Origin of the sequence: Halobacteriovorax sp. (assembly GCF_048381875.1) — a bacterium.
GTDB classification, from domain to species: domain Bacteria; phylum Bdellovibrionota; class Bacteriovoracia; order Bacteriovoracales; family Bacteriovoracaceae; genus Halobacteriovorax_A; species Halobacteriovorax_A vibrionivorans.
Genome location: NZ_JBLXBP010000003.1, coordinates 153982 through 170512 on the forward strand (window position 1 = coordinate 153982; position 16531 = coordinate 170512).

Here is a 16531-nt window from a genome sequence, read left to right on the forward strand (position 1 = left end):
TATGGACTTTAAAATACATCAACTAAAAGGCTATATCCAAACAATCTATCTCGTAGAAGAAAACGGCTCGTTTCTTCTTCTGGATGGTTGTTGTCGGCCTGATGTTAAAGTTGTGGAATCATATCTTGAAAGCAAATTAAATAGAAATTTAAGCGATATTAAATTAGTTATCACAACTCATGCACACCCCGATCACATGGGAGCGGTTAGCTTCTTTCAAAAGAAAGGAATACCAATCGCCGGCCCTCGCGATCTTAATCTAATGTACTCTGGCCCTTTTGGTATCGTTACTTATTGGGTTGATATCCTTCTTACTTATCTTGTGGCCTTAAATAAGAAGAGAGGATTTAAAAATATTCTTTTTTCACGCAAAGTTAAGCTCGACTATATTCTAACTGATCTAATGGAAGTTCCATTCTTTAAAAACTGGAAAGTCTTAGAGTGTCCAGGGCACACAATAATGGACTTAAGTATCTTTCATGAAGAACAAAAGCTTGCATATATTGCTGATAATTTCGTCAGTACCAAAACTAATGTCTTTAGGCCTTATCCAATCTGGAAACCACAAGAGTATCGAAGCTCACTTCAGCGCTATATCGATCTTGGTATCAATGACTTTCTTATCGCCCATTATGGACAAGTCAAAGTAAGTCACGAACGTATTAAAGAATTAATTGATTCAACACCGGATATCCCACGAAAGCACCATAATAGTTTACCTGCTATTTTGATGAAGTTATTAAAGTCTGTATTCAAATAGTATTGAAAGATCTAATATACTTTACATAAACGCGATTAAAGGTTGACTTGTATCCTAATACAAGAGATGAAGGGGATTGATCTAGATACATTTTAAATATTCGCCTGTGCTAGTATTTGGATTAAGCATTGGCATTAACGCTTACTAAGCAAGGATATTTATGATGTCATCAATCAATTCATTTGATTCCCTAAAACTATTACCTGAAATTCTCTCAAGCCTAAATAAAAAAGGCTATAAGAAACCAACTCCAATTCAGGCCCAATCAATCCCACACTTATTAACAGGTGGAGATATTCTTGGAATTGCACAAACTGGAACTGGAAAAACTGCTGCGTTCTCATTACCAATTTTAAATAATCTAGGCTCAAATAAAATTAAAACTAAGCCAAGACACATGAGAACTTTAATTCTTACACCTACAAGAGAGTTAGCATCTCAGATTAATGAAAATATTGAAGAATATGGAAAAGGCCTAGGCATAAAAAGTACGGTTATTTTCGGTGGAGTTAAACCAAGGCCACAAATCCTACAGCTTAAAAAAGGGATGGATGTAATTGTTGCTACACCTGGTCGTTTCTTAGATCTTATGAGTAATGACCAAATTCAATTTGGCCAACTTGAAACCTTTGTCCTCGATGAAGCGGATCGCATGCTTGATATGGGATTCATTCGCGATGTGAATAAGATTATTGCGAGACTTCCAAAGAAGAGGCAAACGCTACTTTTTTCTGCAACGATGCCACAAGATATTGTAAACCTTTCTAAAAAGCTTCTAGTAAAGCCTAAGAAAGTCGAAGTAACACCTGAATCAACAACTGTCGAAAAGATTGATCAGAAAATCAATTTTGTCCACAAGACAAATAAACCAAAACTCTTAATTAATATTCTAGAAGACCAATCAATTGAGCACGTACTTGTTTTTACAAAAACAAAACACGGCGCCAATCGAGTTGTGAAACATCTTGATCAGGTTGGAATAACATCTGCTGCTATTCATGGAAATAAATCTCAAGGTGCACGTGAAAAGGCCCTTGGTGGTTTTAAAAAGGGAACAATCAGAGTCCTCGTTGCAACTGATATTGCTGCTCGTGGAATTGATGTTTCTCATATCACTCACGTTATCAATTATAACCTTCCAGATGATCCTAAAAGTTATGTTCACCGTATCGGAAGAACGGCCCGAGCTGGACGTGATGGAATCGCTATTTCATTTTGCGATGACACAGAAAAGAAACTTTTAAAAGATATTGAAAAGACAATTAAGTATCAAATTCCACAAGATAAGGATCATCCTTTTCATGGAGTTGCTGGAGCACCTGCTCAACCTCAAAATCACAGGCGCACAAGTAAGAAAGCATCTGCTAATAAAAGCCGTAATGGAAATAATCAGCAACGAAGTGCGCGACGTAGGCCTGCTAAGAAGAAGCCTAGTTAAATTTATTCTTAAGGAAATACATAGCTTGCATTAGTAAGTAATTGAAAATAAGCTTTTAAAATTTCGTTCCAAATTTTCCTCAAAATGTCGATAAGCTCTGTAATATCAGATGTTTATATGGGGATAGTGAGGTAATGGAAGAGAAATTACTCAAGACTTATGAGTATGGCACTCAAAAGTTGATGCTTGTAATTAGTGTGTTAGTTTTTGGAGGACTTGGAGTCTTCACCTTATACAGGGCTGCAACGGAAGCAAATATTTCACTTATTTTTGTATCCTTAGTATTTTTTGGATTTGTCTTAATTGCATTCATAGGTTCTAGGATAAAGAAAAAGATTGAAGTCTACCAAGACAAGATGATTATCCCAAAACTTCTCTTTTCTGAAAAAGTTCACGTCGTTTTAGTAAATGAAATTGTTAATGTCACTGAGATAACAGGAAGTGGAATTCCGTCAATTAGAATAGATCTTAGCAATGGAAAGAATGTTGAAATTCCATCTACAGTAATGAAAGAAAAAGAGTTTTATGACCTCCTAGTTTATTTAGAAGGATTACTTCAAATAAGACCAAAAGAATATGTTACACCTGATGTTATTGAAAAAAAGAAGTCGAAGCAGAAGATTTTCAACTTCGTAATTGCTGCAATTGTACCATTCCTTATTATTGCCCCAAGGCTTTACAACGATGAGTTAAAAACGATTGGTGATTGGTCTCTTGTACTAACTCTTATCGCTATTATTTACTTTGGTGGCTATATACAAAGTAAAATAGCAAAATCTTCATCCAAGCATGCAAAAGAAAATAGAGAATCACTTTCTAGGTCCGAAATGAAAAAAGCCAAGAGAAAGTGGACGTTAATTGTTAATATACCCACGGTATGTTCTATCTTTGGTATGGTTGCACTAGTAAATGTACAAATTGATGGGGTAATCAATTTTATTCCATTATTTAGCTACGCTCTCACTATTACATTTGTTTTCTACTATATTTACTTGAACTTTATTCCTGATGACAAAGGATCAATATCTCCTACCGAGAAAAAAGCTACTGTAGCCATGTCTGGGATTTTATCCGTTTTTGTAGTCACTGGAGCACTTTTGGCTTTGAATATTAATATGGATGATACCGAAGGAGTAAAAAAACACTCTTACTTAACTGGTATGTTTGTTCCGCATAAGAATAAAAATCACAAGTGTTATTACATTGCAGACTGGGAGACAGGTGAGAGCCTAGGAATTGGTAGTTCTACATATTGTACTTATACCTACCCTAGAATCAAAGAGGGAGATGAAGTATCTTTCTCCCTAAAAGAAGGCGCTCTGGGCTCTCCTTGGATTGGACAAGTTGAAATTTTAAAATATCGTTCTATTGATGATCTAATTGCAAGTCTGGATAAGCCTCAAGACTTAAGAAGTGTTGATATTATCTCTTTTAGTAATCTCTATGAAAAATCTGTATTAGATACTTATTTTCAAAAATGGAAAAGCACTTGTATAAATGGAGACACTAGCTACTGTCGTTTAGCTTCTTATATTTCATACGTTAATAATAAATATCAGGAGCAGAAGGAACTCATCTCACTCGGTTGTGAAAATGGAGACTTTAGAGCTTGTTATAACTACTTCCATATAAAAGATTTTAAGAAAGAAGAGAGGGCCATTGCGAAGTCTCGAATTCTTAAGGAGTGTCCGAAGTTTCGTGGTGGTGATGAGAAATATATTTGTGAATATGTGAAAAGAACGAATTTGTAATAATGCAGATTATTGAATAGTTTTTTTCTTATAAATTAATTTTTTAGATTTCTTGATTGGAGTAAAGTATGAGTTGTAAATTCGAAAAGATAAGTTCTTGTGAAAAAATTATAAAGGCTATATCAGTGTTAGCTGTACCAATAGTTGTCGCAATTATCGGAATATATGGTGCAAACACAGGACATCAGATATCAAAGGAAATGAATAAGGCACAATTAATGAAAGAGTATAAATCTGAACTAATTAAAGGCAGTGGTCCTGGTTTCGTTGTTGCAAGAGAATCTTTAAGGAGTCTATTTTCAGATCAGGAGTGGAATGCATTTATCCGAAAGTTAATTGTTTCGAAATTAGATAAGAGTAAAATTACTAATGATACAAACTCTTTATCAGAAACAGTTAAGACTTTATATAATACAGATCTTGAGATCTTAAATGTACTACCTAAGCTTCCGGCATTAAAGTCTGCCTTAAGACATGAAAAAACTGAAAGCGAGATTCTTGATTATGAAAACGACGAATATAATAAATGGTTAATGCAAGATGACTATAAGAAGAATTGAAAAATACTTGACTGTTTTGCTCAGGGCCGAAAGTAAATGTTGGCCAAAAAGCCCTTTCGGAGGCCTTTCAGAACGTTTTTGTGATGCAACAATATGTTTATATTGTTAACAGTTTTCACCGTGTAGAAAAGGAGGAAATGTCATGGAAAACTTTAAAATATTAGAAAACTATGAAGAGCCTAATGTTAATGAATTCGAATCTTTTATTAGTCACCTTAAGTCTCATCACTCCTGTAGAAATATGCATTTAAGAAAAACACGAAAGAAAAATAAAAATACCGTTCTTGGTCATTTACATATGGTTAAGTATGTATCTAATACAAAGTCTTTAGGGCATATTATTGGTCCTGATAGTCTTGAATTAGTTTATGAACTTTATAACGAGAATGGAAAAGTTAAGTTATTTGTAAGTCGTTATAGTGGTGATACAAAAGAATTAAATAGAGTAGTTAAATTATTAACTAAAAAGCTTTTTCAAAGAGCTGAACAAGAAATTAATTCAAAAGATGAAGATGAATTTTTTAGTAACTACAAGGAAGGTGAATTTTACTTGAGAAGGAATAAGAATGGAATGCATTTAAATCATAAGAATATTCAAAATGCTTTAAAACAAGGTGTAATTAATGAGTCTTTTGCAAAAAAAATTGAAGAATGGGGATTTGAATTAATTAATCCTTAGTTGTAAAAACGAAAGGCGTTTTTTCATTACCACATTCACAAACACCTGAAAATAAGCCTCTTATTCCTTTAGAAGCAAATGGTATATCTGTTTTCAATGTCTTATTACAATTACTGCATTGAGCAGTTCTGATTTCAAGACCATGTTGCTTACACCATATCTCAACCTCTGTAACGGGTGATAAATATTCAGTTAGAAACATCGTATTCCTTTTTAGCTTCATTTTATAATTTTTGTTAATATAGAATAACTAAATATCTTTGTTTTTGGTAGATAGTTGTAAGTATTATAAAGAATTTTGTTATTATATTTTAAACTCTTTAATATAGTTCATACTCTATCATTGATGGCTCTTCACACTTGAAGGACTCCTCATGCTTTCGCGTCACGCTCAAGCAATCGTCGCCGGTTCACTCGCTTCCGCTGGCCGTCCGGGCCAGCTCTTCGCTAACGCGCGCTCGTTCACTTCTCGCCCCATCGGTCTCTTTATGCATAAATTTGGATTTCAGGAATAAAAAAAGCCAGTCATTGAAGATCTGGCTTTTTAAAATGGGGTGACCGATGGGGCTCGAACCCACGACAACCAGAATCACAATCTGGCGCTCTACCAACTGAACTACGGTCACCATAAGAATGTGGAATTATTTATAATTGATTAGGCCTTATGAGTCAACCTGTAATTCTTTTGTGTGTAAGGATTGTGCGAAGTGTCTTAGGAATTCCTTGCATATAGTTAGGACAAGGCATTAAAATGATTAAAGAGTTTACTAAAAACTAGGAAGGAATATATGAAAAAGGCGTTTCTATCATTAATGATGCTGTCACAAGCTTCAATCTTCGCTTACGGGATCGGACAATCGACAATGCCAATGCTAAGCGGATCAAAGACAATTGCTACAGAACTTACTGGAATTACATCAGATAAGGGTGGAATGGGGATGCAAGTTCGCTACACTCATAAATTAGACGAGAAATTAATCGTAGATGGTGGTCTAGGGATTTCTGGTGGTGATCGTTCACAAAGACTATTTGTTGGTGCGGACTATGAACTGTATCCAGATTATATGCAACAACCTCGTGTTTCTGTAAAAGGGATGATTGAGCGTTCTACTGAGTTTGATGAAGGTGTTACAAAGCTTTCAATTGCTCCAACAGTAACGAAGGGATTCTCTTTTTGGGGTAAAGAAGCTTATCCATATGCTTCAATTCCTCTTGGACTATCACTAAATGGTGATACTCAGAGATATGAAACAACAATGAGTCTTAACACGGGGATTAACGGACAATTACCAATTGAAGGCTTCAAGCACCTAAACGGTACAATGGAAGTTCAAGTTGGCCTAAAGGATTCATTTACAGCTTTCTTAGCTGGTGTTTCTTTTCCTCTATAATTACTTACAAAAATTTTATATAAGAAAGGGCGGCTTAATGGCCGCCTTTTTTACATGAGGCATTCGATGACAACTCCAAAGATTATACTTTCAGACTTTGACGGTACACTAACTCATCATACAGAAATGAGCAGTGAGCTTTTTGATATTTTAAATCTTGCTGAGAGTAAAAAGATCCCATTTGTTATCGTAACAGGCCGAAGTATCTCTTGGGCACATTTTCTAATCACTCACTTTTCAACACTTCCTATCGTTATCTCAGAAGGCGGAGGAGCTCTTAGTTGGCGTGATAAGAATGGACTTATTCAAAATGAATTCTTAGTTCCAGAAAGTGAGCTGGCAAAGCTTGAAGCTTTTTGTGTAAAGCTTAAAGAGAAGTACCCTAATTTAAATTTAACAAGTGATTCTTTGGGACGAGTATCTGATCGCGCGATTGAATTATGTGATCTTGAAGATGAGAAATTTAAAAATGAAATTTGTCACCTTATGGATGAAGAGGGGATTAATTACTCAACATCTAATGTTCACTTAAACTTTTGGTGTGGAAACCTATCAAAGGCAAATGCAACAAAGGTTCTCTTTAATAAGTTCTTTTCACATCTAAATATGGAAGAAGAATCGATCTACTTTGGTGATAGTCTAAATGATCAATCAATGTTTGATAAGGTTAAGACTTCAATTGGTGTTTCTAATATTGATTCAGTTATGGATCGCTTAAGTGTAAAACCACACATTATTTTAAAGGGAAAAGAAAACGCTGGGCCAAGTGGTGTTCTTAATTACCTGAAAAATAATCTCTAGCTTTATCTTTAACAGTTTTTTCAATCTCATCTACTGGTGTTGAAAAACGCTCTTTAATTAGCGGGATGAAGTCCTTTGGAAGTGATGAGATATACATGCGATCTTCACCCTTGTAGTGAAGCTTTAGGCCGATGGCATGGAGGCAGTGACGATTGTGCTCCATCTGATCAAATTCTTCTGGTGTGGCCAAGTTATCTTTAAAGCGTTGAAACATTTCAAATGATCCAAGGTAAAGCTTATCACCTAATAGTGGCAGGCCTCTAAGCATTGCGTGAACACGGATTTGATGCTGGCGTCCCGTTTGAGGAAAGGCCAGGCCGATAACGTAATCACCTTCTTTAAAAAGAATTTTAAAGTCAGTGTAGGCATGCTTCCCTTCATGAGAGTCCACGGGAAAAGAATCGATATAAACTCTCTTCAATCCTTCTTCACTAGCTCCAAGTCTTTCATCTGAAAAGAATTCTTGTGCTCCATTGTAATCTTCATTGGCTTTTGCAATAAAGAAGTAGCACTTCTTAACGCGATCATGGATGAACTCTTCACCCATTAGGTTTGCTATCTGAGGATCTTTTCCAAGCATCATTACACCTGATGTTTCACGATCAAGTCTGTGAATTGAGTGGATGGTTTTCTCATACTTTTCTTCAAACATTACTGTGGCACAGTAAAAGAGATGGCGGCCAGTTGGGTGACAGGCCATATATGGAGGCTTATTCATGACAATAAGCTCCTTGTCTTCAAAAATTATTTCAGGCTTTTCATCGAGTTCAATAAGTTCACCACGCCAATATTCGTCTTCTTGAGTTGTTCTTGTGATTCGAAAAAAGATTTTTTCTTTATAGTGGAGAGTCGTTGATGGCCTAGGCTTTCCTGGACGGTCAATGATTTGAACATCACCGGCCTTGATTCTCTTTTTCACTTCTTGGCGAGACCACGTTTCAAGATAGATCTGCATAAATTGATCCAACCTCATCCCTTGATGAGTTTCTTCAACGTAATACGTCACCTCATAGACTTGAGTCGTGAATTTCTTATTTAAGATGGCCATGTTTATCTAAGTTAATTAGTACTAGTAACGTTCTTTAATTAGATACTTTATTAACTCAAATGAACCATTCTGTGAATAACCATATGAAGATTGAAGATTATCAATAACAACCTTAATTTCTTTTTTGATATCTTCTTTCAATGGGATATGGCCTTTTACTTCTTTTCCAGACATCTCTGCTTCAAAGAAAACAAGATTCTTAGCAATCTTATGAATTACCTTCTCTTGCTCTTTTCTAAATGATTCTTTTAGACGATCCACAACTTCTGGGAAGATTTTAGTATAATCGACTTCTTCGCCTTTATTATCCAGATACCAAGCACCTAGTTTAGAAATAAGGTGAGAACGGAAGTTAACTGCATCTTCTTTTAGATTGATATTATTTTCAAATTCTTTTATGAAGTACTCATCAGCATCTTCATACTTAGAAGTTACAACATTTTTAATCTTTTCACCTTTAATCATGGCGTTGATATTTTCGATATATCTCTTTAAGTAATCTTCATAAGAGCGATCATCCACAAGACCTAATGACTCTCTTAACTTCTTATCAAAGTCATCAAGTGCTGATTCATTGATTAGCTCAATGAACTTTGGTGGATTATGATAATCTCCATGAGCAGACATATTAAGAAAGTCATATTCTGACTTCTTATTGATAATTCTTTTAAAGTAGTCCAGAACTTGAATAAAAGTAATTGCCTTATTCATATCTGCCAGACGATAAATAATATTTTTAATATCCCTAGGTGAGATACCAAATTTACCTTCATAGAGATTATCGAATTCAAATTCTGATTCGATACGCTCAATATTATGTTTTAAGATTTGTGCTTGTTCTACATCTAATCGGCCAGGGATGATTCTATCTTCAGAGTAGAGTCCGGCCTTCTCAAGTGGATTAAGAGTTGTTACGATAGCTGAAAGTTTCTTCGTATCTTCGTAGTGCTTTGTCATACAAGAGCGAATCCTAGTCATAACGGCGAACTTTGCAATGGCATCAAGAGCACCTGGCTCAAAATGAGTACGATCTTTAATACTATTGATTTGTTTTTGATAGATCTTCATTTCACTCTTGTAGTCTAAGAGATATGGTACGCGGATAAATGTAAAGCGTCCTTTAAATGAATTAAAGTCAGGGTGTTGCTTAAAGGCCGTTAAATGTACTTCATTTGATGTACCAATAAAGAAGATATCAAGCTCAGTTAAAATACCACCGAGATTAATTGATCCGGATTCCATTGTCATAAGTAGATACTTAAATGTATCCAATGGCCTTTTAAGTAGATCTGAATATTCTAGAATACCGCGATTGGCATGAATTGTTTCACCAGACATTTGAAAGAGATTTAATGACTGAAGTGAAGGTGGAAGAGATGCAAGTCTCTGATCCATTGTGATTTGTTGCATCTTTGCATCAACATGTAGTTGAGGCTCAATTGTTACAGCACTTCTCGAATAACGACGAGAGATAGTGTAGCGCTCAACTCGAATATGTTTTAAGACTTCTTCATGCTTTCCTTTGTAATTCTTAAGTAGAGCATCGTAAATCATACGATTTCTTTTTGAGAGATCACCGCGGACAAGGTAGGACTTTTCTATTTCTTCCTGCTTTTCTGGATTCTCATTAAAAGCAGAATGGATTAAATCCTTTCTAACTTCTTTTGGGATAAGTAGTAGTGGGTGATCTTTTAATTCAGATGTTAAAATAGCTGAGATATCTTTATCTTCTAATTGTGCGTAAGAGCTTAAATCAGAGGTTGTCGATGCTTGGTTTAATCCAAGATTACCTTTTATGACTGTATTAATAGGAAAGATCCAACTAAATGTATAAAGAGCACCTTCATCTGTTTTAGAATAATCCTCAGCACCTTTCATAAGGCGCTTAACAAGTGAGCTCTTTGAAGAACCATTTGGCCCAATAAGAAGAATGAATTTATTATTAAAACCTTCTTCTGCAAAATTTCTTAGTTGCTCAATGATCTTTTCCTCAATCTTATACTGGCCAAATACTGCTGGAGCATCTTGGTCATCATGTGAGAAAACATTTAAATGTTTGTGATCATCACGGCCAAAGTAATTAACCATGTCTTGAAGGTAAGCAGAAGTTGGCCTCAATTCCTTTTCAGGAGACTTCTTAAAGAGTTCATAATACTCAAAAAATGACATGATCTCATTGCCGTTAACTTCTAAATTATTTAAGCTATCTATCCAATCCATAATAATCCTTTGAATCCTTTTAACATAAGGAAATTCTATATATAATTTTACCATTGATTGGGTGTTACACATAAGTGAGAAATGTTTAAAAAAATAATTTTAACTACTATATTAATTCTGAGTATTGGTGTCGGGTATTGGGGCTTTACAAAGCTGCAAACAAAAAAGACTCTAAGCCCGGATCAAATCGAAGAAATAGCGTCTACTTTGAAGTTTGAGTGGGAAAATGCACGTCTTGATAAAGAAGGTCAGTGTAAAACTCTTAGTTATGTAGATGACCAATATTATCAATGTTTTCCTGAGTATCTTCAGTGCCTATTAGAAAAAAAGCTGGTGAATGTTTATCTTGATAAAAAAGTTAAGACATTATCTCTCGTTCAAGGTTATTCGTATCACCAAATGCCAAGCTTTCGTTACTATGATTTTGTTGTAAAAGCTCAAGATTATGATCAGGAATTACAACTTAGCTTTGTGGATAGTTGCCAAGAAACCTACGTGCCACAACGTTACTATCCTTTTATGGCCAATAAAAGAGAAGTTACAATTTCTTGGGATAACTTTAATCGCAATCTCTTTGTTGATAAATTTCATGTACAAAATTGGGAAGTAAAGAATTGGAAGAACTTAGCAAATGATAAGATCTCAAAGTCTGCTTATAAAAAAATTAAGGACAAGAATCTCTACTCGTATACTTATGGATTATCAGTTGAAGAGATGGAGGCCTATTGCCGTTTTCAAGGAAAGAGTTTACTCACTGCAAGAGTTTTTGATGCAATTTCAATTCATCCAGAAGATTTAACTGATAATACAACTAAGTACTTAAGGGCACCGCTCTATCCTTGGACAAGAAAGAATACAAAAACACTACTTAATAAGATACAACGAATGAAAGAGTTTCATGTTGAAGAAATTAAGGAAGAAGAACGATTATCTCTTTGTGAAAAAAGTTATTCAAGTGAGTGTTTAGATCAAAATTATATACAAAAAGATAGTCGAAATGTTTCATGGGCCGGTGTTTACCAGATCTTTGGTGGGCCTTTTGAATACTTAAGAAATATCATCCACCCAAGTGAGAACTTAAAACTCTCTTCGTTCTATTTTAGCTGGCATTCTAAAGCACACCAAAATGGTATGCGCGGGTATTGGGATGGTGAAGGATATGGTTTAAATAATATAGCCTTTGATCCTCTAAGAGCTGATAAATTAACTAATGACTATCGAATTGCATTTCGTTGCATGAGGAGTCTATAGTGAAATATTTAGTATTTATTTTGCTTTTTATTTCATGTTGGTCACAAAAGTTTGATCTTGAAGAAAGATTGTCTCTTGCAAAGAAGATTGAATTTAATAAGCAATATTTAAATAAAGGTAATATCGAACAACCAAAGAATACTTGGATTAAGATTTTTGAATTCGATAACTTTTGTGCATTTTATAAAACTCCTTTTAATAAAAAAGAGGGGACACTTCGCTACGTTTCTAAAAGTGGAAATAAGTGCCAATTTGATGAAAAAATAAAGCTTGAAGAGAATATCTCCTCTCTTAAATTCTCACTATCAGCTGTTGATAAAGTCAGCCTCGATCTATTTCTTGGCGGTGAAAGAAGAAGTTATCATTTATTCAACTATCGAATGCCAAGAAAGTTTAGTGCCTTTCAAAATCAGTTAAAAAAGTCCTACTTCGATAATGTCTTCATTAGTGGTGGCCTTGAATACTTAAAGGATAAAGTCTTAAAAGATGGCCAACTCTGTCACGGAGTTAATATAGAGTGTAAGGATGTGGTGGCAAATATTTGTGATATGTGTCCTAGTGGAAGTTACGAAGTCGTAGACTTCAACTGTAAACAAGGTGGAAGTAAGTACTGTGGAGTTAATAAGTGTGGTACAAAAAACCAACCAGCTTGTCCTCGTGGTTATAAAGTTTTAGATACAAAGCTTCCAAGCCTCTGCTTTAATGGCTCTCCTGCTGGCTTTTGTGAGCCAGGCCTTGAAACATTTTGTAATGATGATGGAATTCTAGTTTGTTTGTAGGATTTTTGTCTTAAGTATCTGAGCTGGCCTAAGTTTTAGACGACTTTTTCTCACTTCTTTAATGGCATTAATGTCATCAGGGGAAATATAACAACTATTAGTTACATCATAGAAATCAGAGCAAATTCTTACTTGTTGCGCTTCTATCTCTTTCGTTTTTGGAAAGTATCTTAAAAGAGTAATGAATTCCCCATGCCCAAGGTTAGAGACAACAGGATACTCTAGGATCTTTGTTACAGGCTCAATACTACTTCCACTAAAAACGATATCAATGGTATCTGGAGGTAGGCGCGTTAAGATTTTTTTAATGAAGCTACGATCAATTTTACAGTCTTTAAATCGGTAATCGATTTTATCACTACACTCATCATGTGCATGTAAGATAGCAATATTTATATCAGTCTGACCTTTGATCTTTCTTTTTATATTAAGGATTCTTGCAACAACATCATCAAAGAGGATTCCCTCTAAACCATCCTCATCTTTAAGTATCGGTTTATATGGAGTTAGTCCAAAGATTCCAACCTTTACACCATTTATCTCCTTAATGATTACTTCTTTATTATTAAAGCTTGAAAGGGATTCATTTGTATCAAGTGATAAGAGATTTGAATTAACAAATGGAATATTGATCTCTTTATTCTTCTGATTCTTTAAGCTAATGAGGTCATGATCTGATAAGAGAACGGCATCGTATTCTAATTCATTTATATGCTCAAGAACTTCGTCACCATCTTCTTTTGATTGACCTGCTAGAATCTGTCCTCCATCGATTAAAAGAATATTTCCAAGTTCACTTCTTATGGCACTGAGGTATTTTCTCTGTAGCTGTGCACCACCAAATTCTATTTTTGAACCATTGATCAGCTCGTCTTTGTGAGGTGTGAGTTGCGACTTTAAATTACCAGTATAGGCGATAATAATTGAATCTTTAGTGTTCTTAGAGAACTTCTTAGTAAGCTTTAAGGAATTATATTTTTGAGAACTCTCACTACAAGAAATGAGAGTTCCCAAAATTAAAAATATGATGAAAAGGTTTTTTGTCTTAATAACTTTTTATCTTTGATAGTTTTTCGTAAGCGTTTATTAATGCACTTTCGATTCTATCATAGAGGGAAGGATCATTACAAAGCCCTAAAGAAATTCTCACAACACCTCGACCAATATCGTCAGTTACTCCCATGGCCTTAAGAACTTTAGAAGTTTGAGGGTTATTGTCAGAACAAGCTGATGATGTTGTTACATAAATTCCCTCAGATTCAAGCTCCATTTGCACGGCCTGGCCATGGATTCCTGGCATTGAAAGGTATGATGTTGAAGAAAGCCTTGGGGCATCTTCACCAATGATAACAATTTGTGGAAATTTAGCTTTAATATTTTCTTCAAATTGTTGGCGTTTAGTATTAATGGCCTCATATTTTGGTAGATTATTCATTGCATATGTTAGGGCAACGGCAAGAGTTTCATTTCCGAGGTAGTTTTGAGTTCCACCACGAAGACCTTTCTCTTGTCCTCCACCAATAATGAGAGGTTTTAAAGTTGCTGGATCTTTTGCAAGAACTAAGCCTGAGCCTGTCATGCCACCAATTTTATGTCCGGCCACTACAGCGTAATCAATTCCCGAGTCAGCAAAGTTAAATTCAGTCTTTCCTACAAATTGAGTTGTATCACATAGGAAAGGAACACCTTTTTCTTGGCATATTTTTGCAACGTCTAAGTAAGGTTGAATAACACCTGTTTCATTATTTGCTGCCATCACCGCAACAAGTGCAGTGTCTTCTTCGATATGATTAATGAGGTCTTCTACATCAACAATTCCATTTGGCTTCGTTTGTAATGTATAGACTTCATGGCCGTGATTTTCTTGGTAGAAAAGAGCATTGTTTGTAACAGCTGAGTGCTCGATTCCCGAGATGATTATTTTCTTTTTTGGATTATTTAAAAGTACAGATTGAAAAACAGTTGAGATACCTTCTGTCGAGCCAGAGTTAAATACAAGTTGACTCATTTGAGCACCGAGAAGCTTTGCACATACAGAGCGTGCATTTTCCATGGCCACCTTCACGCGTGTTCCAACATGGTGTGTGGCATTTGGGTTAGCAAATGGCCCCTTGTTTAGGCGGTTAATAATGTACTCCTTTACTTCATTGCAAATTGGAGCACTGCCATTGTAGTCAGCGTAAATCTCTTGCATGTTTAAATCCCTCTCTCTCTTGTGTGTAAAACCTATTTACTTAACTCAAGCATTTTATTTAATGCTTTCAGTGAGTATTCCTTAGTCTTGTCATCTACTTTAATTATATTAATAGGTTTATTTTCCTTAATCGCTCTAAAGCTGGCAAGTAGCCAACGCGGTCTTACTCGATACATTGTTGTACATAAACACTGGTAAGGTGACAGTGAAGTGATTTCTTTATCTGGAAAATCATTTGCTAAACGATTAACAAGGTTAATCTCTGTTCCTACTGCAAACTTTGAGCCTGCTGGTGCTTCTTTGATCTTATTGATGATGTAAGCAGTTGAGCCGTTGTCGTGTGCCGCTTGTACAACCTCAAAGTTACACTCAGGATGTACGATAACAGTTGTATCTGGTTTTTCTTTTTTAATTTGTTCTACTTGTGTTGCTGTAAAGCCTTGGTGAACTGAGCAGAATCCGTACCAAAGAATAACTTTGGCCTTATCGATTTGTTCGCTCGTTAGCCCACCATTAAGCATATTAGGGTTGTAGACAACCATTTCATCAAGTGAGATTCCTAGGTCATGACAAGTATTTCTTCCTAAGTGTTGATCTGGAAAGAATAATAGTTTTTGACCTTGATCAAAGGCCCACTTGATAATGTTTTGTGCATTTGATGAAGTACAGATTGTTCCATCGTTTTCACCAACAAATGACTTTAAAGTTGCAGCACAATTAATATAAGTAATAGGAATAATTTTATCGTTAGTTGATTTGCGCATGAAGTCCCATGCTTTATCAATCTCTTCTCGGTTTGCCATGTCGGCCATTGAGCAACCTGCTTGCATGTCTGGAAGGATGACGTTCTGGTCATCTCCTGTTAGCATATCTGCCGTTTCGGCCATGAAGTGAACGCCACAGAAAATGATATATGGCTTATCCTTGAGTAGGGCTGCATCTTGAGCAAGCTTTAGTGAGTCACCTTTATAATCAGCAAACTCAATAACGTCATCTTGCTGATAGTGGTGGCCAAGAACAACAACTTCGTCCTTAAGCTCCTCTTTAATCTTTCTGAGTTCAACTAGTACTTCTTCGTCTGATAATTCTTCTTGAGAAATTATTGGACGGTGAACTTCCTCTTTTCCGAAAAGATCTAACATATTTATTCCTTTAATTTATTGATTAAGCCTTAATTGGGTAACCACTTTCTCCCCAAGCAAGGATTCCACCTTCTAGGTTGTATAAGTCTTCAAAACCTTCTTCCAGTAGAAATTGGCAAGCATTTAAACTTCTCTTTCCACTACGGCATTGAACAACAATTTTTTTACTCTTATCTTTTAAGTGATTCGCATATTGATTAGCGAAGTCTGATAGTGGAATAAAAATAGCTTCTTCAATATGACCTGCATCCCACTCATCTTGCTCTCGGCAATCCACAAGAATAAGGTCAGTATTCTTATCCATTAAATCCTTTAATTCACCAACTTCCATAAAGTTAATCATGCGTTACTCCTTTTATTAATACGACGTTTGGGAATTTAGAACATTCCTCACAAGCTGTCACCTTATGAGTAATTTACCATGTGCGTCTAAAAATAGATTTGATGGGGCTCAAATTGTTTAATCAGGTATTTGACGTTGCGTGATACTTTTCTTAACATTTTATATAGATAGTTT

The 16531-nt window shown here is 35.3% G+C and carries 16 protein-coding genes and 1 tRNA gene; 9 read left to right on the forward strand and 8 right to left on the reverse strand.

Features of this window, described 5'->3' with window-relative positions; all coding sequences use genetic code 11:
- Nucleotide 1 precedes the first annotated feature (1 nt).
- The 5 genes from ACN5L8_RS09305 to ACN5L8_RS09325 all read left to right on the forward strand — a co-directional run bounded on the left by ACN5L8_RS09305 (nt 2) and on the right by ACN5L8_RS09325 (nt 5188).
- Nucleotides 2-760, forward strand: coding sequence for an MBL fold metallo-hydrolase (locus ACN5L8_RS09305; protein ID WP_114705727.1), 759 nt, complete (start codon nt 2-4; stop codon nt 758-760).
- 163 nt (nt 761-923) lie between these two features.
- Nucleotides 924-2198: a DEAD/DEAH box helicase gene (locus tag ACN5L8_RS09310; protein ID WP_419172884.1), complete on the forward strand. Its 1275-nt coding sequence runs from the start codon at nt 924-926 to the stop codon at nt 2196-2198.
- 134 nt (nt 2199-2332) lie between these two features.
- Nucleotides 2333-3949, forward strand: a complete 1617-nt coding sequence (locus tag ACN5L8_RS09315; RefSeq protein ID WP_419172885.1) for a hypothetical protein — start codon at nt 2333-2335, stop codon at nt 3947-3949.
- A gap of 68 nt (nt 3950-4017) precedes the next feature.
- Nucleotides 4018-4509 carry a hypothetical protein gene (locus ACN5L8_RS09320; protein WP_419172886.1) on the forward strand — a complete coding sequence of 164 codons (492 nt, stop codon included), beginning with the start codon at nt 4018-4020 and terminating at the stop codon, nt 4507-4509.
- Between the two features lie 142 nt (nt 4510-4651).
- The gene (locus ACN5L8_RS09325; RefSeq protein ID WP_419172887.1) at nt 4652-5188 is read left to right on the forward strand and encodes a hypothetical protein; all 537 of its coding nucleotides are present in this window, start codon (nt 4652-4654) and stop codon (nt 5186-5188) included.
- Here ACN5L8_RS09325 and ACN5L8_RS09330 read toward each other — a convergent pair.
- Nucleotides 5178-5411, reverse strand: coding sequence for a hypothetical protein (locus ACN5L8_RS09330; protein ID WP_419172888.1), 234 nt, complete (start codon nt 5409-5411; stop codon nt 5178-5180). The two genes, ACN5L8_RS09325 and ACN5L8_RS09330, sit on opposite strands and share 11 nt — an antisense overlap.
- Nucleotides 5412-5738: 327 nt before the next feature.
- A tRNA-His gene (locus tag ACN5L8_RS09335) sits at nt 5739-5814 on the reverse strand.
- A gap of 162 nt (nt 5815-5976) precedes the next feature.
- On the opposite strand from ACN5L8_RS09335, the gene ACN5L8_RS09340 reads away from it, so the two are divergent.
- Together ACN5L8_RS09340 and ACN5L8_RS09345 are read left to right on the forward strand one after the other, a co-directional pair.
- The gene (locus ACN5L8_RS09340; RefSeq protein WP_114705722.1) at nt 5977-6579 is read left to right on the forward strand and encodes a hypothetical protein; all 603 of its coding nucleotides are present in this window, start codon (nt 5977-5979) and stop codon (nt 6577-6579) included.
- 66 nt (nt 6580-6645) lie between these two features.
- Nucleotides 6646-7380 carry an HAD family hydrolase gene (locus ACN5L8_RS09345; RefSeq protein WP_158536762.1) on the forward strand — a complete coding sequence of 245 codons (735 nt, stop codon included), beginning with the start codon at nt 6646-6648 and terminating at the stop codon, nt 7378-7380.
- Here ACN5L8_RS09345 and ACN5L8_RS09350 read toward each other — a convergent pair.
- Together ACN5L8_RS09350 and ACN5L8_RS09355 are read right to left on the reverse strand one after the other, a co-directional pair.
- Nucleotides 7355-8428 (reverse strand): RluA family pseudouridine synthase, encoded by a 1074-nt coding sequence (locus tag ACN5L8_RS09350; RefSeq protein WP_419172889.1) that lies wholly within the window; start codon nt 8426-8428, stop codon nt 7355-7357. The two genes, ACN5L8_RS09345 and ACN5L8_RS09350, sit on opposite strands and share 26 nt — an antisense overlap.
- Before the next feature lie 21 nt (nt 8429-8449).
- The gene (locus ACN5L8_RS09355) at nt 8450-10648 is read right to left on the reverse strand and encodes a hypothetical protein (protein WP_162929696.1); all 2199 of its coding nucleotides are present in this window, start codon (nt 10646-10648) and stop codon (nt 8450-8452) included.
- Nucleotides 10649-10729: 81 nt separating this feature from the next.
- Between ACN5L8_RS09355 and ACN5L8_RS09360 the strand changes: the two genes are divergently transcribed.
- Nucleotides 10730-11899 carry a hypothetical protein gene (locus ACN5L8_RS09360; protein WP_419172890.1) on the forward strand — a complete coding sequence of 390 codons (1170 nt, stop codon included), beginning with the start codon at nt 10730-10732 and terminating at the stop codon, nt 11897-11899.
- Nucleotides 11899-12678, forward strand: coding sequence for a hypothetical protein (locus ACN5L8_RS09365; RefSeq protein WP_419172891.1), 780 nt, complete (start codon nt 11899-11901; stop codon nt 12676-12678). Before ACN5L8_RS09360 ends, ACN5L8_RS09365 begins: the two co-directional genes overlap by 1 nt.
- Here ACN5L8_RS09365 and ACN5L8_RS09370 read toward each other — a convergent pair.
- From ACN5L8_RS09370 to ACN5L8_RS09385, 4 genes are read right to left on the reverse strand one after another with little or no spacing between them, the layout of a single operon-like run.
- On the reverse strand, nt 12664-13692 hold the full coding sequence (locus ACN5L8_RS09370) for a hypothetical protein (protein WP_419172892.1): 1029 nt from the start codon (nt 13690-13692) through the stop codon (nt 12664-12666). The two genes, ACN5L8_RS09365 and ACN5L8_RS09370, sit on opposite strands and share 15 nt — an antisense overlap.
- A 31-nt stretch (nt 13693-13723) precedes the next feature.
- On the reverse strand, nt 13724-14872 hold the full coding sequence (locus ACN5L8_RS09375; protein WP_419172893.1) for a cysteine desulfurase family protein: 1149 nt from the start codon (nt 14870-14872) through the stop codon (nt 13724-13726).
- A 32-nt stretch (nt 14873-14904) separates the two neighbouring features.
- Nucleotides 14905-16014, reverse strand: a complete 1110-nt coding sequence (gene nadA / locus ACN5L8_RS09380) for a quinolinate synthase NadA (protein ID WP_334677952.1) — start codon at nt 16012-16014, stop codon at nt 14905-14907.
- A 22-nt stretch (nt 16015-16036) separates the two neighbouring features.
- Nucleotides 16037-16357, reverse strand: a complete 321-nt coding sequence (locus ACN5L8_RS09385; protein WP_114705713.1) for a rhodanese-like domain-containing protein — start codon at nt 16355-16357, stop codon at nt 16037-16039.
- Nucleotides 16358-16531: the final 174 nt, after the last annotated feature.